The 23,552-nt window shown below is 69.5% G+C and carries 24 protein-coding genes and 2 tRNA genes; 15 read left to right on the forward strand and 11 right to left on the reverse strand.

Annotated elements, in window-relative coordinates; all coding sequences use genetic code 11:
* Position 1: 1 nt before the first annotated feature.
* A complete protein-coding gene (locus tag VFR90_RS13705; protein ID WP_326406706.1) occupies positions 2-1,267 on the forward strand; it encodes an acyl-CoA dehydrogenase family protein in 1,266 nt (421 codons plus the stop codon).
* 6 nt (positions 1,268-1,273) lie between these two features.
* Here the strand turns inward: VFR90_RS13705 and VFR90_RS13710 are convergent, their stop codons facing one another.
* The gene (locus tag VFR90_RS13710; protein WP_326406707.1) at positions 1,274-1,990 is read right to left on the reverse strand and encodes a hypothetical protein; all 717 of its coding nucleotides are present in this window, start codon (positions 1,988-1,990) and stop codon (positions 1,274-1,276) included.
* 79 nt (positions 1,991-2,069) lie between these two features.
* Here VFR90_RS13710 and VFR90_RS13715 point away from each other — a divergent pair, with 79 nt between their 5' ends.
* Positions 2,070-2,762, forward strand: a complete 693-nt coding sequence (locus VFR90_RS13715; protein WP_326406708.1) for a glutathione binding-like protein — start codon at positions 2,070-2,072, stop codon at positions 2,760-2,762.
* Here the strand turns inward: VFR90_RS13715 and VFR90_RS13720 are convergent, their stop codons facing one another.
* On the reverse strand, positions 2,763-3,719 hold the full coding sequence (locus VFR90_RS13720; protein WP_326406709.1) for a LysR family transcriptional regulator: 957 nt from the start codon (positions 3,717-3,719) through the stop codon (positions 2,763-2,765).
* Positions 3,720-3,831: 112 nt separating this feature from the next.
* Here VFR90_RS13720 and VFR90_RS13725 point away from each other — a divergent pair, with 112 nt between their 5' ends.
* From VFR90_RS13725 to VFR90_RS13780, 12 genes are all read left to right on the forward strand, one after another.
* Complete coding sequence (locus tag VFR90_RS13725) at positions 3,832-4,524, forward strand: substrate-binding domain-containing protein (protein WP_326406710.1); 693 nt, start codon at positions 3,832-3,834, stop codon at positions 4,522-4,524.
* A gap of 19 nt (positions 4,525-4,543) precedes the next feature.
* Entirely contained in the window at positions 4,544-5,572 is a 1,029-nt protein-coding gene (locus VFR90_RS13730; protein WP_326406711.1) for an amidohydrolase family protein, read from the forward strand.
* A 1-nt stretch (position 5,573) separates the two neighbouring features.
* On the forward strand, positions 5,574-6,257 hold the full coding sequence (gene ligK / locus VFR90_RS13735) for a 4-carboxy-4-hydroxy-2-oxoadipate aldolase/oxaloacetate decarboxylase (protein WP_326406712.1): 684 nt from the start codon (positions 5,574-5,576) through the stop codon (positions 6,255-6,257).
* Between the two features lie 31 nt (positions 6,258-6,288).
* Positions 6,289-7,284 carry a Bug family tripartite tricarboxylate transporter substrate binding protein gene (locus VFR90_RS13740; protein WP_326406713.1) on the forward strand — a complete coding sequence of 332 codons (996 nt, stop codon included), beginning with the start codon at positions 6,289-6,291 and terminating at the stop codon, positions 7,282-7,284.
* Between the two features lie 5 nt (positions 7,285-7,289).
* On the forward strand, positions 7,290-8,207 hold the full coding sequence (locus VFR90_RS13745; protein WP_326406714.1) for an NAD(P)-dependent oxidoreductase: 918 nt from the start codon (positions 7,290-7,292) through the stop codon (positions 8,205-8,207).
* An 8-nt stretch (positions 8,208-8,215) separates the two neighbouring features.
* Positions 8,216-9,394 (forward strand): 4-hydroxybenzoate 3-monooxygenase, encoded by a 1,179-nt coding sequence (gene pobA, locus VFR90_RS13750; protein ID WP_326406858.1) that lies wholly within the window; start codon positions 8,216-8,218, stop codon positions 9,392-9,394.
* 17 nt (positions 9,395-9,411) lie between these two features.
* Positions 9,412-10,332, forward strand: a complete 921-nt coding sequence (locus VFR90_RS13755) for an amidohydrolase family protein (protein WP_326406715.1) — start codon at positions 9,412-9,414, stop codon at positions 10,330-10,332.
* Between the two features lie 75 nt (positions 10,333-10,407).
* Positions 10,408-10,848 (forward strand): protocatechuate 4,5-dioxygenase subunit alpha, encoded by a 441-nt coding sequence (gene ligA, locus VFR90_RS13760; RefSeq protein WP_326406716.1) that lies wholly within the window; start codon positions 10,408-10,410, stop codon positions 10,846-10,848.
* A gap of 2 nt (positions 10,849-10,850) precedes the next feature.
* Entirely contained in the window at positions 10,851-11,693 is an 843-nt protein-coding gene (locus VFR90_RS13765; RefSeq protein WP_326406717.1) for a class III extradiol dioxygenase subunit beta, read from the forward strand.
* Between the two features lies 1 nt (position 11,694).
* The gene (locus VFR90_RS13770; RefSeq protein WP_326406718.1) at positions 11,695-12,654 is read left to right on the forward strand and encodes a Gfo/Idh/MocA family oxidoreductase; all 960 of its coding nucleotides are present in this window, start codon (positions 11,695-11,697) and stop codon (positions 12,652-12,654) included.
* Positions 12,651-13,667 (forward strand): aldo/keto reductase, encoded by a 1,017-nt coding sequence (locus VFR90_RS13775; RefSeq protein ID WP_326406719.1) that lies wholly within the window; start codon positions 12,651-12,653, stop codon positions 13,665-13,667. The genes VFR90_RS13770 and VFR90_RS13775 overlap by 4 nt, the downstream gene beginning before the upstream one ends.
* Positions 13,668-13,701: 34 nt before the next feature.
* Complete coding sequence (locus VFR90_RS13780; RefSeq protein ID WP_326406720.1) at positions 13,702-14,925, forward strand: tetratricopeptide repeat protein; 1,224 nt, start codon at positions 13,702-13,704, stop codon at positions 14,923-14,925.
* A gap of 22 nt (positions 14,926-14,947) precedes the next feature.
* Here the strand turns inward: VFR90_RS13780 and VFR90_RS13785 are convergent, their stop codons facing one another.
* The 9 genes from VFR90_RS13785 to uvrC form a co-directional block, all read right to left on the reverse strand.
* On the reverse strand, positions 14,948-15,313 hold the full coding sequence (locus VFR90_RS13785) for a hypothetical protein (protein WP_326406721.1): 366 nt from the start codon (positions 15,311-15,313) through the stop codon (positions 14,948-14,950).
* Between the two features lie 140 nt (positions 15,314-15,453).
* A tRNA-His gene (locus VFR90_RS13790) sits at positions 15,454-15,529 on the reverse strand.
* A gap of 68 nt (positions 15,530-15,597) precedes the next feature.
* Positions 15,598-17,505, reverse strand: coding sequence for a SurA N-terminal domain-containing protein (locus tag VFR90_RS13795; protein WP_326406722.1), 1,908 nt, complete (start codon positions 17,503-17,505; stop codon positions 15,598-15,600).
* A gap of 74 nt (positions 17,506-17,579) precedes the next feature.
* Positions 17,580-17,655 (reverse strand) — tRNA-Val (locus VFR90_RS13800).
* A gap of 12 nt (positions 17,656-17,667) precedes the next feature.
* Positions 17,668-17,949: an HU family DNA-binding protein gene (locus tag VFR90_RS13805; protein WP_326406859.1), complete on the reverse strand. Its 282-nt coding sequence runs from the start codon at positions 17,947-17,949 to the stop codon at positions 17,668-17,670.
* A gap of 227 nt (positions 17,950-18,176) precedes the next feature.
* Positions 18,177-19,070, reverse strand: a complete 894-nt coding sequence (locus VFR90_RS13810) for a DMT family transporter (protein WP_326406723.1) — start codon at positions 19,068-19,070, stop codon at positions 18,177-18,179.
* A 10-nt stretch (positions 19,071-19,080) separates the two neighbouring features.
* Complete coding sequence (pgsA, locus tag VFR90_RS13815; RefSeq protein ID WP_326406724.1) at positions 19,081-19,647, reverse strand: CDP-diacylglycerol--glycerol-3-phosphate 3-phosphatidyltransferase; 567 nt, start codon at positions 19,645-19,647, stop codon at positions 19,081-19,083.
* A gap of 60 nt (positions 19,648-19,707) precedes the next feature.
* Entirely contained in the window at positions 19,708-20,061 is a 354-nt protein-coding gene (locus VFR90_RS13820) for a hypothetical protein (RefSeq protein WP_326406725.1), read from the reverse strand.
* Between the two features lie 232 nt (positions 20,062-20,293).
* Entirely contained in the window at positions 20,294-22,330 is a 2,037-nt protein-coding gene (gene uvrC / locus VFR90_RS13825) for an excinuclease ABC subunit UvrC (RefSeq protein ID WP_326406726.1), read from the reverse strand.
* Between the two features lie 41 nt (positions 22,331-22,371).
* Between uvrC and earP the strand changes: the two genes are divergently transcribed.
* Positions 22,372-23,472, forward strand: coding sequence for an elongation factor P maturation arginine rhamnosyltransferase EarP (earP, locus tag VFR90_RS13830; protein ID WP_326406727.1), 1,101 nt, complete (start codon positions 22,372-22,374; stop codon positions 23,470-23,472).
* The last annotated feature ends 80 nt before the right edge of the window (positions 23,473-23,552 follow it).

Here is a 23,552-nt window from a genome sequence, read left to right on the forward strand (position 1 = left end):
GATGGATTTCGATTACTCGCCGCGCACGCGCGAGCTGCAGGCTCGCGTCGCCGACTTCATGGCGCGGCACGTCTACCCGGCCGAGCCGGCCTACTTCGCGGAGATCGAGGCGAACAGCAAGGCCGGCAGGCGCTGGACGCACCTGCGGCTGATCGACGAGCTGAAGGCGAAGGCGCGCGCGGAAGGGCTGTGGAACCTGTTTCTGCCGCAAAGCGCCGAAGGCGCGCGGGCCGACGGCCGCACCGACAGCTCCGGCGAGTACGGCGCCGGCCTGTCGAACCAGGAGTACGCGCCGCTCGCCGAGATCATGGGCCGCGTGCCCTGGGCCAGCGAGGTCTTCAACTGCTCGGCGCCCGACACCGGCAACATGGAGACACTCGTCCGCTACGGCAGCGCCGAGCACAAGCAGCGCTGGCTCGAGCCGCTCCTGCGTGGCGAGATCCGCAGCGCCTTCGCGATGACCGAGCCGGCGGTCGCCTCGAGCGACGCGACCAACATCGCATCGCGCATCGAGCGCCAGGGCGACGAGTACCTGATCAACGGCCGCAAGTGGTGGATCTCCGGTGCCGGCGATCCGCGCTGTGCGGTCTACATCTTCATGGGCAAGACCGACCCTGAGGCGCCGCGGCATTCACAGCAATCGATGATCCTCGTGCCGGCCGACGCCAAGGGCATCACGGTGCACCGCCCGCTGACCGTCTTCGGCTACGACGACGCGCCGCACGGCCACTGCGAGATCAGCTTCGAGAACGTGCGCGTGCCCGCCAGCAACATCCTGCTCGGCGAAGGTCGCGGCTTCGAGATCGCCCAAGGCCGGCTCGGCCCGGGCCGCATCCACCATTGCATGCGGCTGATCGGCCTGGCCGAGCGCGCGCTGGAGCTGATGTGCAAGCGCGCGTCGGCCCGTGTCGCCTTCGGCCGCAGCGTCGCCGAACAGGGCGTCACGCGCGAGCGCATCGCCGAGGCGCGCTGCCGCATCGACATGGCGCGGCTGCTCACGCTGAAGGCGGCGTGGATGATGGACGTGGCCGGCAACAAGGCGGCGAAGGCCGAGATCGCGATGATCAAGGTCGTCGCGCCGAACATGGCCTGCCAGGTGATCGACTGGGCGATGCAGGTCCATGGCGGTGGCGGCATGAGCGACGACTTCCCGCTCGCTTACGCCTACACGATCGCGCGCACGCTGCGCTATGCCGACGGCCCCGACGAAGTGCACCGCAACGCGATCGCCAAGCTCGAGCTCGGCCGCCAGACCGCGGCCGCCTGAGCGCCGCTACTCGAGGTTGTTCTGCCAGGCCGTCGAGCTGGTCTGCGGCCAGTTCTGCGGCGTGATCGAGGCGTCGGCGAGCTGCGTCGCCGACTGGGCGGCGCACAGCGCCACCGCGAGCGCGCCGTCGAGCGCCTGCTCGTCGGGCTGCACGCATTCGAGCCGCAGGTACAGCCGGCCGCGCAGCGTCATCAGCACGAACGGCTGATCCTCCACCAGCCAGGTGCGCGAGGCCTCGTCGAGCCGCTGCGCCAGGCCGTGGTCGAGCCAGCCCGAAAGCGTCGAAGGGTTGTTCGCGGTCGCCGCGAAGCGCGCCCGCAGCGGCTTCATCGCCGCGAGCTGCGTCTTCGGGAACATCGCGAGCCAGCGCATTTCTTCGGGCATGCTCGAATCGACCTGCGTCTGCATGCTCTCCGTGAACATCGAATAGGCGGACTGCTCGAGCTCCTCGGCCAGGCGCCGGGAGGTGACGAGCAGCTGCATGCCCGGCGGCAGCCCAAGCTCCATGCGGATGCGCAGCTCGCGATCGAGCAGGTAGGCACGTTGCGGCAGGCCCCATTCGATGCGCCATTGCGCCCTGCCCTCGCCGCCTTCGACGACCACGCCTTGGTCGTCGCGCACCCGCTTGTCCCGGTGGCCGCGCGCCTTGGCCCAGTCGCGCACGGGGCTGCCGTCCAGGCCTGCAGGCTTGCCGCCGATCCAGCGTTTGAGGGCTCCGAGCATGACGACGGAAGGATCGAATAGAGTGAATCGGCGCGCTTCTCGGGGCCTCGGACGCCCGGCTCAGCACAGGGGACCAACGATGATCGAAGTCTATTCCTGGGCCACGCCCAACGGCCACAAGGTCCACGTGATGCTGGAGGAATGTGGGCTGCCATACCGCGCGATCCCGGTGGACATCGGCGCCGGCGCGCAGTTCGAGCCTGACTTCCTCGCGATCAGCCCGAACAACAAGATTCCGGCGATCGTCGATCCCGACGGCCCCGACGGCAAGCCGATCTCGCTGTTCGAATCGGGCGCGATCCTGCTCTACCTCGCCGGCAAGACCGGCCGCTTCCTGCCCGCCGACGTTCGCGGGCGCTACGACGTGCTGCAGTGGCTGATGTTCCAGATGGGCGGCGTCGGCCCGATGCTCGGCCAGGCGCACCACTTCCGCATCTACGCGCCCGAGAAGATCGATTACGCGATCGACCGCTACACCAACGAAGCGAAGCGCCTGTACGGCGTGATGAACAAGCGGCTCGCGCAGAGCAAGTACCTCGGCGGGGCCGAGTACAGCATCGCCGACATCGCCGTCTTTCCCTGGCTGCGATCATGGAAGAACCAGGGCATCGACTGGAACGACCACCCGCACCTCAAGGGCTGGTTCGACGAGATCGCGGCACGCCCCGCGGTGCAGCGCGGCTGCGAGGTACTGGCCGACCGGCGCAAGCCGCTGGTGGACGACAAGGCGCGGCAGATGCTCTTCGGCGCCGAGCAGTACAAGCCGCGCTGATCAGCCACGCCGCCGCGCGGGCGGCATCTGCGCATCATCGACCGAGCCTTTGAGCAGCTCGAGCAGCAGCGCCGAGCCCTGTTCGATCAGGTGCCCGCGCGGGCGCAGCGCCGAAGTGGCGATCCACAGGCGCACCGCGAGCGGCAACTGCGCGCGCCCGACGACGATCGGCTGCGCGATGAACTCGCGCTCGCGGCCGCGCAGCGCGTTGCGGGCGAGCACCGCATGCAGCGACTGGCGCGCCACGATGTCGAGGATCGCCGGCACGCTGTCGATCTCCAGCGCGATGTGCGGCTTCAGGCCGCCGGCGGCCAGCGTGGTCTCGAGCAGCATGCGGATCGAATGCGGCCGGCTCGGCATCACCAGCTCGTGATCGATCAGGCGCGCCAGCCGCACCGGCACCGTGGCCGACGCCACCGCCACCGCCGCATCGGCGGCCCGCGTCGGCCGCGCCGAGATGAGGTACAGCGACTCGTCGCCGACCGGTTGCAGATCGATCGCCGCGGTCGGGCTCACGTTGTAGACCAGCGCGCAGTCGATGCGCCCGAGCGCGAGCCACTCCATCGCGTAGGTCGAGAGCCCCTCGACGACCGTCAGCGTCGCCTTCGGGAAGCGCTCGCGGAAGGCGCCGACCAGCGCCCCGGTGTGCGTGCGGCTGAGGCTCGGCGGCAGGCCGACGGCCAGGTGGCCGCCGGCCGCGTCGCGGTCGCTCAGGTCCAGCTTGGCGCGGGCGACCTGCTGCAGGATGCCGCGGCCGTGCGCCAGCAGGCGGCGCCCGGGCTCGGTCAAGGTGACGCCGCGCCCGTTGCGTTCGAACAGCGCCTGGCGCAGTTCGACTTCCAGCGCCCTCACCTGCCGGCTCAGCGCCGGCTGCGCGACACGCAGCACCGTCGCGGCGCGCGTGAAGCTGCCGAGCTCGGCGACGTGCACGAAGGTCTCGAGCTGCTTAAGGTCCATGCGGGCATGCTAAGCCGAGCCATGCCGGATCGGCCTAGCAGCTAGTGCCGGAATCGCGTTGATGAAGGAGCAGCGCTGCCGAAGAATCCGGGCTTGGCCGACGCGCACGACGATGGACGCAACCCCGATCACCGGCATTTCCTCGATGGCCACGCGGCTGGTGCTGGCCGAGCTCGCCGCGGCTTTCGAGCAGGCGAGCGGCCGGCGTGTCGCGATCGAGTCGGTCGGTGGCGTCGATGCCGCGAAGCGGGTGCAGGCGGGCGAGGCCTTCGACGTGGTGCTGCTCGCCTCCGAGGCGATCGACAGGTTGATCGCCTCGGGTCGCCTGGCCGCGGGCAGCCGCGTCGACCTGTTCCGCTCGCCGGTCGCGATCGCGGTGCGCGAAGGTACGGCGAAGCCCGACGTGAGCAGCGAGGACGCGGTGCGCCGCGCGGTGCTCGCGGCGCGCAGCCTGAGCTGTTCGACCGGCCCCAGCGGCACCCACCTCGCCCGGCTGTTCGAGCGCTGGGGCATCGCCGAAGCCATCCAGCCGCGCCTGGTTCAGGCGCCGCCGGGCGTGCCGGTGGGCAGCCTCGTCGCGCAGGGCGAGGTGGAACTCGGCTTCCAGCAACTGAGCGAACTGCTGCACCTGCCCGGCATCGCGGTGCTCGGCACATTGCCGGCGGCGATCGCGCACATCACGGTGTTCTCGGCCGGCCTGCCGCCCCATGGCGTGCAGGCCGCTGCGGTGCGCGAGATGCTGGCTTTCTTCAACACGCCCGAGGCCGCCGCGACCACGCGGCGCCACGGGATGGAACCTGCCTGAGTCCAGGAGACGCGCGGCCATGATCATCGACGTCCACGGCCACTACACCACGGCGCCCAAGGCGCTGGAGGCGTGGCGCAACCGGCAGATCGCAGGCATCGGGGATTCGGCGTCGAAGCCGCGCGTCTCGGAGCTCAGGATCAGCGACGACGAGCTGCGCGAGTCGATCGAGACCAACCAGCTCGCGAAGATGCGCGAGCGCGGCAGCGACCTCACCGTCTTCAGCCCGCGCGCCAGCTTCATGGCGCATCACATCGGCGACTTCGAGGTCAGCTCGACCTGGGCGGCGATCTGCAACGAGCTCTGCTTCCGGGTGAGCCAGCTGTTCCCGGACCACTTCGTCCCCGCGGCGATGCTGCCGCAGAGCCCGGGCGTCGATCCCGCCAGCTGCATCCCCGAGCTGGTCAAGTGCGTCGAGCAGTACGGCAACGTCGGCATCAACCTGAATCCCGATCCTTCCGGCGGCCACTGGACCAGCCCACCGCTCTCCGATCGGCACTGGTACCCCATCTACGAAAAGATGGTCGAGTACGGCATCCCCGCGATGATCCACGTCAGCACCAGCTGCAACGCCTGCTTCCACACGACCGGCGCGCACTACCTGAATGCGGACACCACCGCCTTCATGCAGTGCCTCACGGGCGATCTGTTCAAGGACTTCCCGACGCTGAAGTTCTTGATCCCGCACGGCGGCGGCGCGGTGCCCTACCACTGGGGCCGGTTCCGCGGGCTCGCGCAGGAGCTGAAGAAGCCGCTGCTGCAAGACCACCTGCTGAAGAACATCTTCTTCGACACCTGCGTCTACCACCAGCCGGGCATCGACCTGCTGACGAAGGTGATCCCGGTCGACAACATCCTGTTCGCCAGCGAAATGATCGGCGCGGTGCGCGGCATCGATCCCGAGACCGGCCACCACTACGACGACACCAAGCGCTACATCGAAGCGAGCACGCAGCTCAGTGCGGCGCAGAAGCAGCAGATCTACGAAGGCAACGCGCGGCGCGTGTTTCCGCGGCTCGATGCCGCCTTGAAGCAGAAGGGGCAGTGACATGCACGAGCTTGGCGTCGTCTACCGCAACATCGTCCGCGCCGACCGCGCGGCTGCCGATCAGCTTGCGCACCACGGCTCGGCGACGGTGCACGAGGCGATGGGCCGTGTCGGCCTCCTGAAGCCCTACCTTCGGCCGATCTACCGCGGCGCGCGCATCTCGGGCACCGCGGTCACCGTGTTGCTGCAGCCGGGCGACAACTGGATGATGCATGTGGTCGCCGAGCAGATCCGGCCCGGCGACATCGTCGTCGCCGCCGTCACCGCCGAATGCAGCGACGGCTACTTCGGCGACCTGCTCGCCACCTCGTTCCAGGCACGCGGCGCGCGCGGCCTTGTCATCGACGCCGGCGTGCGCGACCTGCGCGACCTGACCGAGATGCAGTTCCCGGTGTGGAGCAAGGCGATCAGCGGCAAGGGCACGATCAAGGCGACGCTGGGCTCGGTGAACGTGCCCGTGGTGTGCGCGGGGATGATCGTGACCCCGGGCGACGTGATCGTCGCCGACGACGACGGCGTCGTCGTCGTGCCGGCGGCCAGGGCCGCCGCGACCGCCGAAGCCGCCGCCAAACGCGAGGCCAACGAAGCCGACAAGCGCGCCAAGCTCGCCAGCGGCGTGCTGGGTCTCGACATGTACGCGATGCGCGAGCCGCTGGCACGAGCCGGCCTGCGCTACATCGACTGAGCTCCGTCACACAGCAGCAGGAGACACAGCCATGTTGAAGAAGATCGCCGCGATCACCGCGGTCGCCGCGCTGGCGCTGACGAGCCACGCGACGCAAGCCGCCGAAGAGTGGCCGACCAGGCCTGTGCGCATCCTCACGCCCTTCCCCGCGGGCGCCGGCCCCGACGCCTGGCTGCGCGTGGTGGCCGAGAAGCTCCAGAAGAAGTGGGGCAAGCCGGTCGTCATCGAGAACAAGCCCGGCGGCAACGGCTTCATCGCGATCGACGCGTGGAAGCAGCGCAACGGCTCGGACAAGGGCGCGGGCGACGCGCACGAGCTGATCCAGCTCGACAACGTCCACCTCGTCGCCTACCCCTCGTTGTTCAAGAAGCTGCCCTACGACCCGGCGAAGGATTTCGACGTGCTGCAGCCGCTGTTCCGCGGCTACTTCTTCGTCACCGTGCCGACCGCGAGCACGTACAAGTCGGTCGCCGACATCGTCGCCGACGCGAAGTCAAGGCCCGGCGCGCTGAACTACGGCTCGTGGTCGGTCGGCAACCCGGTGCACCTGGGCTCGGCGCTGTTCGAGTCGATGAGCGGCACGCAGATGCAGCACATCATCTACAAGGAAGTGCCGATGCTCTACGCCGCCGTCGCCAACGGCGAGCTCGACTGGGCGCTCGGCACCTTGGGCAGCACCAACGCGCTCGCGAAGGCCGGCAAGCTGCGTTACCTGGCGGTGGGCGCGCCGACGCGCCAGAGCTTCGCGCCCGACGTGCCGACGGTCGGCGAGGCGGGCGGGCCGGCCGGCTTCGAGATCACCGGCTGGACCTTCGTCGCCGCGCCGAAGGGCGTGGCCAAGCCCGTCGCCGACAAGATCCGCGCCGACATCGCCGCCGCGCTCGCCGAGCCCGACATGAAGGACCGCTACGCGACCTTCGGCTACACGCCCTACGCGCCCACGCCCGAGCAGTTCGCCGGCTTCATCGCGAGCGAGTCGGCGAAGTTCGCCGAGGTCGTCAAGCGCGCGAAGGTCTCGCTGGACTGAGCACGATGACGGTCGCACTGATCGGCTACGGCGAGGTCGGCCGCATCCTGGCCGAGGACCTGCGTGCGCAGGGCCATGCCGTCACGGCCTTCGATCCGAAGCTGGCGGGCGAGGCCGGCGCCGCGATGCGGCAGCACGCGGCCGAGCACGGCGTCGCGCCGGCTGCGTCGCATGCCGAAGCGGTGCGTGGCGCGTGGCTCGTCGTCAGCGCCGTGACCGCGAGCCAGACGGTCGCGGTCGCCGAGGCATGCGCCGCGGGGCTCGATGCCGGCGCCTTCTTCCTCGACGTGAACTCGGCCTCGCCCGGCGCGAAGCGCAGGGCCGCGGCGATCGTCGATGCCGCCGGCAGCCGCTACGTCGAAGGCGCGGTGATGACTTCGGTGCCGCCCTATCGGATCAAGGTGCCGCTGCTGCTCGGCGGTGCGCACGCGCAGGCGCTCAAGCCGCTGCTCGACGCTCTGGGCTTCGCGCCCAAGGTCGCGAGCGACGAGCTCGGCATCGCCAGCGCGACCAAGATGTGCCGCAGCGTGATGATCAAGGGGCTCGAGGCGATGGTGATCGAAAGCTTCACCGCCGCACGCCATCACGGCGTGGAGGACGCGGTGCTCGCCTCGCTGCACGAGACCTTTCCCGGCATCGACTGGGAGAGGCAGGCGGCCTACTTCTTCCAGCGCGCGATCGAGCACGGCCGGCGTCGCAGCGAAGAGATGCGCGAGGTCGCGGTCACGGTACGCGAGGCCGGGCTCGACGCCTTCAGCGCGAGCGGCACCGCCGAGCGCCACGCGCAGATCGCCGGCCTGGCCGATGCCGGCGTGTTCGGCACATGCGCGACACCGGGCTTCGCGCGCAGCGCCGACTGGCGCGTGGAAGCGGATCGGCTGCTGGCCGCCCGCGCCGAGCCAGCTCAACCCACGAGACCGTGATGAGCCGTATCAAGACGCAGGTGGCGATCATCGGCAGCGGCCCGGCGGGGATGCTGCTTTCCGAGCTGTTGAGCCGGCACGGCATCGAAAGCCTGGTGCTCGAACGCCAAAGCCGCGCGCACGTCGCCTCGCGCATCCGCGCCGGCGTGCTCGAAGCGACCACCGTCGAGGTGCTGCGCGAGAACGGCCTGGCCGAACGCATGGACCGCGAAGGCCATCCGCACGACGGCATGCGCATCGTCTGGGCCGGCCGCGACACCTTCTTCATCGACACCCAGCGCTTCCTCGGCAAGCGCTTCATGACCTACGGCCAGACCCAGGTGCAGGAAGACCTGTACGCCGCCGCCGACCGGCGCGGCCAGACCATCTTCGACGAGTCCAGCGAGGTGGTTCTGCACGGGCTCGAATCGAACGCGCCTCACGTCAGCTTCGTGCGCGGCGGCGAGGGCCACCGCGTCGACTGCGAGTTCGTCGTCGGCTGCGACGGCTTCCATGGCGTCGCGCGCCGCTCGATCCCGGCGAGCGTGCTGCGCGAATTCGAGAAGGTCTACCCCTTCGGCTGGCTCGGCGTGATGGCGCGCGTCAAGCCGTTGCCCGACGTGACCTACGCGAACCATCCGCGCGGCTTCGCGCTCGCGTCGGCACGCAGCGAGAAGCTGTCGCGCTTCTACATCCAGGTGCCGCTCGACCACAAGGTCGAGGACTGGCCCGACGAGCGGTTCTGGCCCGAGTTCAAGGCGCGTTTTCCGAAGGACCTGGCCGAGCAGATCGACGAGGCGCCGACGATCGAGAAGTCGGTCGCGCCGCTGCGCAGCTACGTCGCCGAGCCGATGCGACACGGCCGCCTGTTCCTCGCAGGCGATGCCGCGCACATCGTGCCGCCCACCGGCGCGAAGGGCTTGAACCTCGCGGTCTCCGACGTGTTCTACCTGTCGCGCGCGCTCGGTGCGTTCTACAAGACCGGCAGCGAAACGCTGATCGACGGCTACAGCGCAATGGCGCTGCGGCGGGTATGGAGCAGCGTGCGCACCTCGTGGTACCTCACCAACCTGCTGCACCGCTTCCCGACCGCAAGCGAGTTCGACCAGCGTGCGCAGGAATACGAGCTGGACTATTTGAAGTCCTCGCAGCACGCGCAGGCCGCGCTGGCCGAGCAGTACGCCGGCCTGCCCTTCGAGCCGGCTTGAACGTTCGCGGAGGCCCGATGAGTTTCGAGAAGACCTCCGGCTGGCTCGACTGGTACGCCGGTCCGAGCAGGCCGAAATTCACACTTCCGGCCGGCAGCGTCGACGCGCACTGCCACGTGTTCGGGCCGGGCGACGAGTTCCCGTTCGCGCCCGAGCGCAAGTACACGCCCTGCGACGCGTCGAAGGCCCAGCTTTTCGCGCTGCGCGACCACCTCGGCTTCGCCCGCAACGTGATCGTGCAGGCGACCTGCCATGGCGCCGACAACCGCGCGATGGCCGACGCCTGCCGCAGCTCGAACGGCAGGGCGCGCGGCGTCGCGACCGTCAGGCGCAGCGTGACCGATCGCGAGCTCGAAGCGCTGCACGCCGACGGCGTGCGCGGCGTGCGCTTCAACTTCGTCAAGCGGCTCGTGGACTTCACACCGAAGGACGAGCTGCTGGAAATCGCCGCGCGTGTCGGGCAGCTGGGCTGGCACGTCGTCGTCTATTTCGAGGCGGTCGACCTGCCCGAGCTCTGGGACTTCTTCACCGCGCTGCCGACGACTGTCGTGGTCGATCACATGGGACGGCCCAGCGTCGACCAACCGCTCGACGGCGCGGAGTTCCAGCTGTTCCTCAAGTTCATGCGCGAGCACGGCAACGTCTGGAGCAAGGTCAGCTGCCCGGAGCGCCTGAGCCTCGCCGGCCCGCCCGCGCTGAACGGCGAGCAGTCCGCGTACCGCGACGTCGTGCCCTTTGCCCGCGCGGTCGTCGAAGCCTTCCCCGATCGCGTGCTGTGGGGAACCGACTGGCCGCATCCCAACCTCAAGAACCACATGCCCGACGACGGCCTGCTGGTCGACTTCATCCCGCACATCGCGACGACGGCCGATCTGCAGCGGAAGCTGTTGGTGGACAACCCGATGCGGCTGTACTGGCCGGAGGAGTTCTGGCAATGAAGCCCCTGCGTTCACTTCGTTCACTGCCTTCCGAGGGGGCGTCTCAGCGCCTTCGGGCGGCCGGGGGGCACTGAGATGCCCCTGAACAAGCCCTACCTCGATGTGCCCGGAACGACGATCTTCGACGCCGACGAATCTCGCAAAGGCTACTGGCTGAACCAGTTCTGCATGAGCCTGATGAAGGCCGAGAACCGCGAGCGCTTCAAGGCCGACGAGCGGCGCTACCTGGACGAATGGCCGATGACCGAGGCGCAGAAGGAGGCGGTGCTCGCGCGCGACCTGAACCGCTGCATCGCGCAGGGCGGGAACATCTACTTCCTCGCCAAGCTCGGCGCTACGCACGGCAAGAGCTTCCAGCAGATGGCCGGCAGCATGACCGGCATGACCGAGGACGAGTACCGCGACATGATGATCAAGGGCGGCCGCTCGGCCGAAGGCAACCGCGTCGTCGGCGAGGACGGCAGCGCGCAAGTGCATCGGCAGCCGCAAGGCTCCGCACTGAAGCCGGGGTTCTAGACATGGCCCGCATCACCGCATCGGTCTACACGAGCCACGTGCCGGCGATCGGCGCCGCGCTCGATCTCGGCAAGACGCAGGAGCCCTACTGGCAGCCGCTGTTCGCGGGCTACGAGTTCAGCAAGCGGTGGATGAAGGAGAACCGGCCCGACGTCGTCTTCCTCGTCTACAACGACCACGCCACGGCGTTCAGCCTCGACATCATCCCGACCTTCGCGATCGGCACCGCCGCGAGCTACGAGCCGGCCGACGAAGGCTGGGGGCCGCGGCCGGTGCCGCGGGTCGTCGGCCATCCCGAGCTCGCGGCGCACATCGCACAGAGCGTGATCCAGGACGACTTCGACCTCACGATCGTCAACAGGATGGACGTCGACCACGGCCTCACCGTGCCGCTGAGCCTGATGTGCGGCCAGCCCGACGCGTGGCCTTGCCCGGTGATTCCGTTCGCCGTCAACGTCGTGCAGTACCCGGTGCCCTCGGGCCGGCGCTGCTTCCACCTCGGCCGCGCGATCCGCAAGGCCATCGAGAGCTACGACGACGACCTCAAGGTGCAGATCTGGGGCACCGGCGGCATGAGCCATCAGTTGCAGGGGCCGCGTGCCGGGTTGATCAACGCCGAATGGGACAAGCGCTTCCTCGACCGGCTCATCGAGGACCCGGCCGGCCTCGCCGACGTGCCGCACATCGACTACGTGCGCGAGGCGGGCAGCGAAGGCATCGAGCTGGTGATGTGGCTGATCGCGCGCGGCGCGATGAGCGATCGCGCTCCGAGGCTCCGGCACCGCTTCTATCACGTGCCTGCATCGAACACGGCCGTCGGCCATCTCATCCTGGAGAACACGTGACATGACCATCCAAGTCGCCCTTGCCGGCGCCGGCGCCTTCGGCATCAAGCACCTCGACGCGATCAAGCAGATCGCCGACGTCAAGGTCGTCTCGCTCGTCAGCCGCGATCTGGCGAAGACCAAGGAGGTCGCCGGCCAGTACGGCATCGAGCACGTGACCACCGACCTCGCCGACAGCCTGGCGATGAAGGAGGTCGACGCCGTCATCCTCTGCACGCCGACGCAGATGCACGCCGCGCAGACGCTCGCCTGCCTGGAGGCCGGCAAGCACGTGCAGGTCGAGATCCCGCTGTGCGACGTGCTGGCCGACGGCAAGCGGGTCGTCGAAGCCTCCAAGCACAGCGGCAAGGTCGCGATGTGCGGTCACACGCGGCGCTTCAACCCGAGCCATCAATGGGTGCGCGGGAAGATCGTCGCCGGCGACTTCGCGATCCAGCAGATGGACGTGCAGACCTATTTCTTCCGCCGCACGAACATGAACGCGCTCGGCCAGCCGCGCAGCTGGACGGACCACCTGCTGTGGCATCACGCGGCGCACACCGTCGACCTGTTCGCCTACCAGGCGCGAAGCCCGATCGTGAAGGCGAACGCGGTGCAAGGCCCGATCCATCCGGCGCTCGGCATCGCGATGGACATGTCGATCCAGCTGAAGGCCGCCAACGGCGCGATCTGCACGCTGAGCCTGAGCTTCAACAACGAAGGCCCGCTGGGCACCTTCTTCCGCTACATCGGCGACACCGGCACGTACATCGCCCGCTACGACGACCTTGCACGATCCACCACCGCGGGCAAGGAAGAGAAGATCGACGTGAGCGCGGTGGATGTCTCGATGAACGGCATCGAGCTGCAGGACCGCGAGTTCTTCGCCGCGATCCGCGAAGGCCGCGAGCCGAACGCGAGCGTCGCGCAGGTGCTGCCCTGCTACGAAGTCCTGCACGCGCTGGAGCAGCAGCTGGCATGACGGTCGCGCCGCGCCGCATCGGGCCGTTCACCGTGCCGGCCCTCGGGCTGGGCTGCATGAACCTGAGCCATGCCTACGGCACGCCGCCGTCGGCGCCCGACGGCGAGCGGCTGCTGCTCGAAGCGCTCGACGCCGGCATCACGCTGTTCGACACCGCGGCGCTGTACGGCTTCGGCGCGAACGAGACGCTGGTCGGCCGCACGCTGAAGGCCCACCGGTCGCGCATCGTGCTGTGCAGCAAGGGCGGCATGGTCGGCGAAACCTTTCCCGACGGCGTGCGGCGCGTGATCGACGGCCGGCCCGCATCGCTGCGAGCGCACTGCGAGGCGAGCTTGAAGCGCCTCCAGACCGACGTGATCGACCTCTATTACCTGCACCGCTGGGACAAGCGGGTGCCGATCGAGGACAGCGTCGGCGAACTGTCGCGGCTGGTCGAAGCGGGCAAGGTGCGCGCGATCGGCTTGTCCGAGGTGTCGGCCGCGACACTGGCGAAGGCGCACGCGGTGCATCCGATCGCCGCGCTGCAGACCGAATACTCGCTGTGGACGCGCAACCCGGAGATCGCGGTGCTCGAAGCCTGCCGCGCCATGGGCATCGCCTTCGTCGCCTTCAGCCCGCTGGGTCGGGGCTTCCTCACCGGCGCGCCGCCGGTGCCGTCGGAGTTCGACGCGAACGACATCCGCCGCACGATGCCGCGCTTCGCCGCCGACGTCTGGGCGCATCAGCTCGAACTGCACCGCGGCCTGGGCGCGCTGGCCGAAGAGGCCGGCGCGAGCGTCGCGCAGCTTGCGCTGGCCTGGCTGTTCGCGCGCGGCGAGCACGTGCTGCCGATCCCCGGCACGCGCCGCGTCGAGCACCTGCACGACAACGTCGGCGCGCTGCATCTCGAGGCGCGCGCAGAGCTGGTCGAGCGCGCCGGCGCGATCATCGACCGACTCAGCGTGCGCGGCGCGCGCTACAGCGCCGCCACGCAGAAGGAAATCGACACCGAAGAGTTTGAGCCGCTCGACTGAGCGTCCGGTGCGCAGCTGGCGCGACACTCGCGCGATGCCGACCCCGCCGAACGATGCCGACTTCGAGGCCGCGAAGGCCTGCTTCTTCGAGGGCCTCGAGCTGCTGCAGCGCGGCGACGCGGCCGGCGCCGAGCGCGCCTTCGTCGCCTCGCTCGTGCGCGTGCCGGGCCGGCCCTCGACGCTCGTGAATCTCGCGGCGACGCGGCTGCAGCTGCGCGACCACGAGGGCGCGCTGGAGGCGGCCGACGCGGCCCTGGGCGCCGAGCCGAAGAGCGCCGACGCCTGGTGCCATCGCGCCACCGCGCTCGCGAGCCTCGGCCGCTTCGACGACGCGCATGCGGCCTTCGAGCGCTCGCTTGCGATCGAGCCCGGGGTCGCCGAGGTCTGGCTGCGGCATGCGCGCGCGCTGCACGCCGCGCAGCATTTCGATCGTGCGCTCGTCGCCTACGCCCGCGGGCTCGCGCTCGATGCAAGCCAGCACGACGCCTGGACGCGCCGCGGCGACCTGCTGCGACTCGCCGGCCGCTACGACGACGCGGCCGAGTGCTATCGCCGTGCGATCGAGCACGGCGGCGACACCGGGCTCAACGGCTGGTACCTCGCGGCGGTGACCGGCGCGGCGGCGCCGCCGGACGCGCCGGCCGACTACGTGCGCGCGCTGTTCGACGCTTATGCCGACGACTTCGACGAGCACCTCGTCGGCACGCTCGGCTACCGCGGACACGAGCAGCTGTGGCGCGAGGGCGAGGCGCATCGCGCGGCGCGCGCAGAGATCGGCCTCGCGATCGATCTCGGCTGCGGCACCGGCCTGTGCGGGCCGCTGATGCGCGGCGCGGCGCGAAAGCTCGTCGGCGTCGACCTCTCCGCGCCAATGCTGGCGAAGGCGCGCGAGCGCGGCGTCTACGACGCGCTGGTGCAGGCCGACGTGGTCGAGCACCTGCGCACGATGGAGCACGAGGCGGATCTCGTCGTCGCGGCCGACGTGCTGATTTATCTCGGCGACCTCGAGCCGTTGTTCGGGGCGGTGCAGCGCGCTGTGCGGTCCGGTGCGCTGTTCGGCTTCACCGTCGAGCCCGGCGATCCCGCCGGCGCGCCAGTGCAGCTGCTGCCGAGCCTGCGGCACGCGCACACCGAGGCGGGTCTCGATGCGCTCGCTCGCCGCCACGGCTTCGAGCTGCTGAGCCGCACGCGAAAGCCGCTGCGCGACGACCAGCGTGAGCCGGTTGACGGCCTCTACGTCTGGCTGCGGCGCGCTTGAGCGAGGCGGCCGACGGTGTCGGTCAGGGCACCAGGCCGGTCACGATGCTTGCCGCGACGATCGCGCACAGCAGCGCGGTCTCCAGCGCCACCGGCCGCCAGCCGGCCTGGGCCGGCTCATCTTCGACAGCGCGCTCGTGGCCGAGCGAGCCGCCAGCCATGGCCACATCCTCGAAGACGCGCCCGAGACCGTGCATCCGGCCGTCGCCTCGATCCTGAAGCGCTCGATGGACTACCGCGCCACCGAGGCCTTCGTGACGATCGCTCGGATGCATGTACTGCGTCGTCGAATTGCACGGCAGTTCGCCGACATCGATGTGCTGGTCACGCCGACCGTGCCGCGCGTATTCCGTGCCGCCGAGATGCCGAGCTTCGGGCCGACGGCGCACCGTTCGGCATCTCGCGGGTCGCGCCCGCTGGCCGGGTCCGATGGCTGCACACCCTTGGCGCGAGCTTCGAGTGGATGTCGCTCGAGTACCTGCCGCGCCAATGAAAACGGCCCCGAAGGGCCGTCGTCATGCGTGATCGCTGGGGTGGCTGACGGGACTCGAACCCGCGACAACAGGAATCACAATCCTGGACTCTACCAACTGAGCTACAGCCACCGTCGAAGCGCGAAAGTATATCGAAGCGCCCTTGACGAAACGGCCGCGAGGCCGCAGCGGCGAAGTGTTCAGGGTGCTGGCGACCGTGCCGCGGGCGGCATCTTCTGCACCTTGAAGCGCTCCTTCAGCGCGGCGTAATAGGCCTCCGCCTCGGCTGCACCCCAGACCTGCGCGTACTGCGTGGCGAGCTGCTTTGGATCGCCGAGCGACGGGTCGCGCGGCAGCACCTTGTCGACACGCACGACAGCCGAGCCGAGCTCGCCGAAGTCGACGATCGTCCACGACGGCAGCGGCTCGGCCGGTGCCGCCAGCACCGCCTCGATCAGCGGGCGCGGCAGCCCTTCGGACTGCGCCCGATTGATCTTCAGGGCCGGCTCGAGCGCGGCTTCGGCCGAGGCGCCGCCGCGCCAGGCTTCGAGCTTCGCCTCGGCGTCTTTGCGCGCGAGGGCGGCGGCCTGCTCGGTAACCAACTGCGCCTTCACGCGGTCCTTGACCGCCTCGAGCGGCAAGCGCCGCGCGGGCGAGTGATCGAGCACGCGCGCCGAGGCGAGCCGGCTCGCACCGAGGTCGACGGCCTCGGTGTTGCGACGGTTCTTGACGCTGTCTTCGGAGAACACCGCGGCAAGGAACTTCGCGTTGGCGAGCACCTCGCTTGCGCCTGCGGCCGGCGTGCGCACCACGTCCTTCGCGGTCTGCACGGCAAGACCGAGCTTCTCGGCGGTCGGCTTGAAGCTGTCGGCCTGCTCGTAGACCATGTTTGTGAAGGTCTCCGCGAGCTCGGCAAACTTCTTCTGCGCCTGCTGCGTCTTCAGCTCCTCGGCGATCTCGGTCTTTACCGCGTCGAAGGGCTTCTTTTCGCCGCCGCGCACGCCGGTGAGCAGGATCACGTGGTAGCCGAAGTCGCTTTCGACGACTTCGCCGATGTCGCCCGTCTTCATCGAAAAAGCCGCATCCTCGAAGGGCTTGACCATCGCGCCGCGGCCGAAGAAGTCAAGGTCGCCGCCCTTCGCGGCCGAGCCGGGGTCGTCGGAGTTTTTGCGCGCCAGCTCGGCGAAGCTTTTCGGATCCTTGCGCGCCTGGTCCAGCAGCGACTGCGCCTTGGCCTTCGCGGCGGCGCGCTTGTCGGCCGGCTCGGACTTGTCGGACTTCACGAGGATGTGGCTGGCGCGTCGCTCCTCGGGCGCCACGAACCGTGCCATGTTGTCGTCGTAGAACTTGCGCAGATCCTCGTCGCTCGGCTTGATGCCCGCCTTCACCGCTTCGAGGTCGAGCACCAGGTACTCGATGTCGGCGCGCTCGGGCGCGTTAAAGCTCGCCGCGTTCGCCGGGTCCTGGTAGTAGGCCTCGATCTGCGCGTCGGTCGGCGCGACCTTGCTCGCATAGTTCTTCGATTCGAAGCGCGCGATGCGCACCTCGCGCTGCTGGAACAACGCGTCGAGCGCGGCGTCGGTGGCCGCGGCCGGTGCGAGCGCGGTCCCGCCGATGCCCATCAGCACCTGGCGCATCGCCAAATCCTGGCGCAGCTGCTGTTCGAACTGCTGCGGGTTCATGCCTTGCGCGATCAGCAGGTCGCGATTGAGGCTGCCGTCGGGATTGCGCAGGAAGGCCAGCTGCGGATCGTTCGCGAACACGCGCTGCAGCCGTTCGTCGCTGACGTTGAAGCGCAGCTTGTCGGCGGCCGCGAGCAGCACGCGGTCGCGGATCAGCGCGTCGAGGGTCTGCTGACGGGCCGCGGGCGTGTCAAGCAGCGCCGCATCGGCGCCTGGCGATTGCGCGCGGGCTCGCTCGAGCTGCGTGCGTTGAGCGTTGTCCCACTCGGCCTGCGTGATCGGCCGGCCGGCGACCGTCGCGACCTTCGGATCGCTCTGGCCGAAGCCGCGGTAGCCCTCGACACCGACGAACACGAAGGCAGGAAATACCAGCAGCACCAGCACGAACTGCAGCAGACGGGTGTGCGAGCGGACGAATTCGAACATGGGATCCTCGGGGCCGCGCGTCTTCGCGCGTCGTCAGAAAAAGCGAAGGCGAACCGTGGTTCGCCTCTGTGTTTTGGTGGGTGCTGAGGGGTTCGAACCCCCGACCTACGCCTTGTAAGGGCGCCGCTCTACCGACTGAGCTAAGCACCCTGTCGATTCGACCTACTTGCCGCCGTTGAGCGCGTCCTTCAGGGCCTTGCCCGGACGGAACTTCGGCACTTTCGCAGCCTTGATCTTGATTGCTTCGTTCGTGCGCGGATTGCGGCCGGTGCGCGCGGCGCGCTTGTTGACCGCGAAGGTGCCGAAGCCCACGAGCGTGAGGCTGTCGCCCTTCTTCAGCGTCTTGGTCACACCACCGATCAGCGCTTCGAGTGCCCGACCGGCCGCGGCCTTGGAGATGTCGGCCTGCGCGGCGATGTGATCGATCAGTTCTGTCTTGTTCACGAAGGGCCCCTCTGTGTTGTTTCCGTGATGGTCGGGATGGTGGCTCGGCGTGCGACGCCGCTGCATCGGCGTGCTTGACGCGGGCTTTGCAGAAGGCTCTAGATCACGCCGCAAGAGCCGCGCCACGCGCCGAACGATTACAGCGGTGGGCCCTGCGGGTGTCAAGCAACGAGCGCGGATTCTAGGCACATTCCCCAGGGCGACCGACCGCTGGCGAAGCCCTGCATTCAAGGCGTGGCGCGGCTTGGCGGCCGCACGATCAACGCGACGCCCGCCGCCGTCAACGCGAGTCCGAGCAGCACGTTCACGCCCAGCGATTCGCGGAACAGCAACCAGCCCATCACCGCGGTGCAGGGCGGCACGAGGTAGAGCAGGCTCGTGACCTGCGTGGCGGCGCCGCGCTGGATCAGCAGGTAGAGCAGCGAGCTGCCGCCCAGCGTCAGCACGAGCACCGACCAGGCCATCGCGACGAACAGCTCGCCGGTCCACTCGACCGCGCCGCTTTCAACGAGCGCGAGCGGCGCCGTCACCGCGAACGCCGCGGCGAGCTGCACGAAGCTCGCCGTGCGCACGTCGCACGGCGCCACGTGCCGCTTCTGGTAAAGGGTGCCGATCGTGATGCTCCCCAGCGCGAACAACGCCATGCCGACATTGAAGACACTCAACTCGCCACCTTGCAGACGGTCGGAGACGACGATCGCGAGCCCGCCGAAACCGAGTAGGAGGCCGAGCCACTGCCAGCGCCCGACGCGCTCGCCGGCGCGTGCGGCGGCGTCGATCCAGATGGCGGTCAGCACCGGCTGCAGGCCGACGATCAGCGCCACCGTGCCGGCGCCGATGCCGGCTTTCACGGCCGACCACACACCGCCGAGGTAACCGGCCTGCATCAGCAGCCCCGTCACCGCGAGATGCAGCCACTGCATCCGCCCGCGCGGCCAAGGCGCGCGCACCAGCGCGATCCACACGCCGAAGCACAGGACCGAAAGCGCGAACCGCACCGCAAGAAAGCCGATCGGCGGCGCATGCGGCATGCCCAGCCGGGCCACCACGAAGCCGGTGCTCCAGATCAGCACGAACAACGCGGGCATCGCCGCGAGCCAGCGCGTGGTGGGGCCGCTCATCGCGCGCCACTCATCGCGCTTTCGCGCGTATCTCCGGCAGCGCCTTCTGCAGGTAATAGACCATCGACCAGATCGTCAGGATCGCCGAGGCGACGATCAGCACCGTGCCCCAGCGGCGCGTGTCGATCAGCTCGAACAGCGTGCCGTCGTACAGCAGGAAGGGGATCGCGACCATCTGCACGGTTGTCTTCATCTTGCCGACCAGGTGCACCGCGACACTGCGCGACGCGCCGATCTGCGCCATCCATTCGCGCAGCGCCGAGATCGCGATCTCGCGGCCGATGATCACCAGCGCGATCAGCGCATGCACGCGGCCCAGGTGCACCAGCACCAGCAAGGCCGCGCAGACGAGAAACTTGTCGGCGACCGGATCGAGGAAGGCGCCAAAGGACGAGGTCTGGTTGAGCCGGCGCGCGAGCCAGCCGTCGGCCCAGTCGGTCAGCGCGAAGACGATGAACAGCGCCGTCGCGACGAGGTTCTGGTGCGCAGGCTGGATGTCGAGATAGAACAGCCCGACGATCAGCGGGATCGCGACGATGCGCGCCCAGGTGAGAAGCGTCGGCAGGTTGAAGAACATCCGGCCGATTGTGCCCAAGGCATGTTCTCGCCCCCTGGGCCGCGCGCGGGCGCGCCGGATTCAGGAGTCGAGCGTGCGCGGCTTGAAGCGCCGGTCGTCGCGGAACAGGAAGGTCTCGGTGAACTTCCACGGGCGCGGCAGGCGCGAAACGTCGCCGAAGGGCGCGGCGCGGCGCACCGCATCGATGGCCAGCTGCGTCGTGTCGAAGGCTTGGCTCGGCTTGCGCATCACGTCGATGTTGCGGATGCTGCCGTCGCTGTTGAGCTCGATCTCCAGCACGGGGATCGCCAGCAGCGGCTGCGGCGGCACGCCGCTGTAGGTCATGTCGGGGTTCGCGGCCATCAGCCGCTGGGCGGCTTGCAGACGCAGATGCGCCAGCGAGCGCGGTGTCTGCGGCGTGGGCAGCCGGCCCATCGGCGGCGCAACCTGCGCAGGACGGTTGACGGTGACCGGCGGAGTCGTCGTCGGAGGCGGTGGCTTCGCGGTTTCGCAGGCGGTGAGCAACAACAGCGTTGCCGCGACGCTGCTGCGAAGACCACGCGATGCGAACGAGTCACCGGCTCGGGCCAGCAGCGGCCGCGGATCCGGCTCTGCCGTTCCGCCAGCGCCGCCCTGGCGGGGAGCGGCGAAGCCGCAACGTCGGGGGTCAATGAAGCGCACGGTAGATCTCCTCGGCAAGTTCACGCGAGATGCCTTCGACGGTGCTCAGGTCGTCGATGCTCGCATCGGCCACGCCACGCGCGCCGCCGAAGCGCTGCAGCAGTTTGGCGCGCTTCTTCGGGCCGATCCCGGCGATCTCCTCGAGCCGGCTGCCGCCGACGCGAACGCTTGCACGTTTCGCGCGCATGCCGGTGATCGCGAAGCGGTGCGCTTCGTCGCGGATCTGCGCGACGAGCATCAACGCTGCCGAGTCGCGCCCGAGCGCCACCTTCGGCCGGCCGTCGGCGAACACCAGCTCCTCGAGGCCGACCTTGCGGCCCTCGCCCTTCTCGACGCCGACGATCGCCGTGGGATCGAGGCCGAGTTCCTCGAACACCTCTCGCGCGACGCCGACCTGGCCCTTGCCGCCGTCGATCAGCACCACGTCGGGCAGCCGCAGCGCGCCTCGTGCGAGTGGCTCGGCGCCGGCCTCGGCCAGCTTCGCGTAACGGCGGCTCAGCACTTGGCGCATCGCCGCGTAGTCGTCGCCCGGCGTGATGCCGGCGATGTTGTAGCGGCGGTACTGCGCGCTCTGCATCTTGTGCGCCTCGAAAACCACGCAGGAGGCCTGCGTCGCCTCGCCGGCGGTGTGGCTGATGTCGAAGCATTCGACGCGCAGCGCCTCGAGGCTGGTCGGCGCCAGATCCAGCGCTTCGCACAGCGCGCGCGTGCGCGCCTGCTGCGAGCCTTCCTCGCCGAGCAGTTGCGCAAGCTTGATGCGCGCGTTCTTCCGCGCCATCTCGAGCCACACGCGGCGCTGCTCGCGCGGCTGATGCTGCGCGGTGACGCGCACGCCGCTGGCCGTCGAAAGCGCATCGACCAGCGCGCGGTCGATCGGGTGGCTCGTGATCAGCAGCGGCGGCACCGCGCCGTCGAGGTAGTGCTGCGCGATGAAGGCTTCGAGCACGCGGGCTTCCAGCGCGCGTTCGTCGCCAGTTGCGGACGGCGGGCGCTCGTCGGGCGGCGCCGCGGGCGCCGGTTCGTCGCGGGCTTCGGCGTCGGGCGTCGCGGGCGCCTCCACCGCGGCATCTTCGTCGTCAACGAAGGCGCGCGCTTCCTCCACGTGCGTCGGGAAGTAAGGGCGGTCGCCCAGGTGCCGGCCGCCGCGAACCATCGCGAGGTTGACGCAGGCACGGCCGCCCTGCACCACGGCGGCGAGGATGTCGGCGTCCTTGTCGAAGGCGCCCGCCGCGTTGCTTTCGATCGACTGCTGGTGCAGCACGCGCGACAGGGCGCCGAGCTGGTTGCGCACCTCGGCCGCCTTCTCGAACGCGAGCGCCTCGGCGTGCACCAGCATCCGTGCCTGCAGGTCGTCGATGACCTCCTGCGGGTCGCCGTCGAGGAAGCGCTCGGCGTCCGCCACGTCGAGCGCGTAGTCGTCGGCCGTGATCGCCTGCACGCAAGGCGCCGAGCAGCGCTTGATCTGGTAGAGCAGGCACGGCCGGGTGCGATGGTTGAACACCGTGTCCTCGCAGGTGCGCAGCTTGAACACCTTCTGCAACAGCTGGATCGTCTCCTTCACCGCCCAGGCGCTCGGGTAGGGGCCGAAGTAGCGGTGCCGCTTGTCCACCGAGCCGCGGTAGTAGGCGACGCGCGGGAATTCGTGCGAGGCGATCTTCAGGTAGGGGTAGCTCTTGTCGTCGCGGAACAGGATGTTGAAGCGCGGGTTGAGCGTCTTGATCAGGTTGTTCTCGAGCAGCAGCGCCTCGGCTTCGCTGCGCACCACCGTCGTTTCCAGCCGCGCGATGCGCGTGATCATGTGGCCGATGCGGGTGCCGCCGTGGTTCTTCTGGAAGTAGCTCGAGACCCGCTTCTTCAGGCTGCCGGCCTTGCCGACGTAGAGCAGCTGGTCGTGGGCGTCGAAGTAGCGGTAGACGCCGGGCAGGCTGGGCAGCGCGGCGACGTCGTCGAGCAGCTTGCGCCGCGCGCTGTCGAGCGGTGCGTCCGCGGCGGCGGCGCTGGGTAGGTCGGGGCTGTCGCTCATCGCGCGAATTCTGCCGGCGGGCCTTCGACAATCGCGCGGTGATGGACGCTCCTCGAGCCCTTCCCCGACTGCGCTGGGACCTGTTCTGCCGCGTGGTCGACAACCATGGCGACCTCGGCGTGGCCTGGCGGCTCGCGCGCCGGCTCGACGCGCTCGGGCAGCGAGTGCGCCTGTGGATCGACGACGCGCGCGCCTTGCGCTGGATGGCAGGCGAAGGCGAACCGCGCCGCATCGACGTGCGTCCCTGGGCGGCGCCGCCGGCCGAGCTTGCCGACGTGATCGTCGAAACCTTCGGCGCCGATCTGCCCGACGGCTGGCTGCAGCGCATGGCGACCGCCACGAAGCGGCCGGTGTGGATCGACGTCGAGTACCTGAGCGCGGAGCGCTACGTCGAACGCAGCCACGGCCTGCCGTCGCCGCAATCGCAGGGGCCGGGCGCGGGGCTGACGCGCTGGTTCTTCTATCCGGGCTTCACGCCTCGCACCGGTGGCCTGCTGCTCGGTCGTGCCGATGCCCAGGCCGGCCACGCCGCGCTTGGCCGGCTCGGACTCGGCCCGTTCGACGGTTTCGAGGTGAGCCTCTTCGGCTACGCGCAGCCGCAGCTCGAAGCCGCGATCGCCGCATGGCGCCGCTCGCCGACCCGCGTGCTCGCCTGTCCGGGGCCGGCAGCCGACCAACTGGCCGCGCGGCTCGGCGTCGGGCCCACGCCGGGCTCGCATGCACGCCTCGATCGGCTCGTCGTCCACTGGCTGCCGTGGTTGCCGCAGCCCGACTACGACGCGCTGCTCGCCGCCTGCGACCTCAACCTCGTGCGCGGAGAAGATTCGTTCGTGCAGGCCCTCGCCTGCGGCCGGCCGTTCATCTGGCAGCTCTACCGCCAGGACGATGGCGCGCAGGCGGCCAAGCTCGAGGCCTTCCTCCAGCTCTATCTGGCCGACGTGTCGGGGCCGCTCCCCGCCTCGCTGCGTGCGTGCTTTCGCGCATGGAACGGCGAGGCCGCCGAGTTCGCGCCGCCCGAGGCCTCGGGCACGTCGCCGTGGCGACAACATGCGGCGGCGTTCGCCCGATCGCTGCACGATGCGCAGGCACAGCGCGGCGATCTCGGCCTGCAGCTTCTCCGTTTCGCCCTCTCGCGCCACTGAGCGCCGCTAAAATCGCGGGCTTTGCGCGAGGCCGTGGTGGCTTGCGCACGCGGGCGGCAACCTCGACGCGAAGCCCGCTT

Source organism: Methylibium sp., assembly GCF_035762065.1.
In the GTDB taxonomy this organism is placed as follows: domain Bacteria; phylum Pseudomonadota; class Gammaproteobacteria; order Burkholderiales; family Burkholderiaceae_C; genus Methylibium.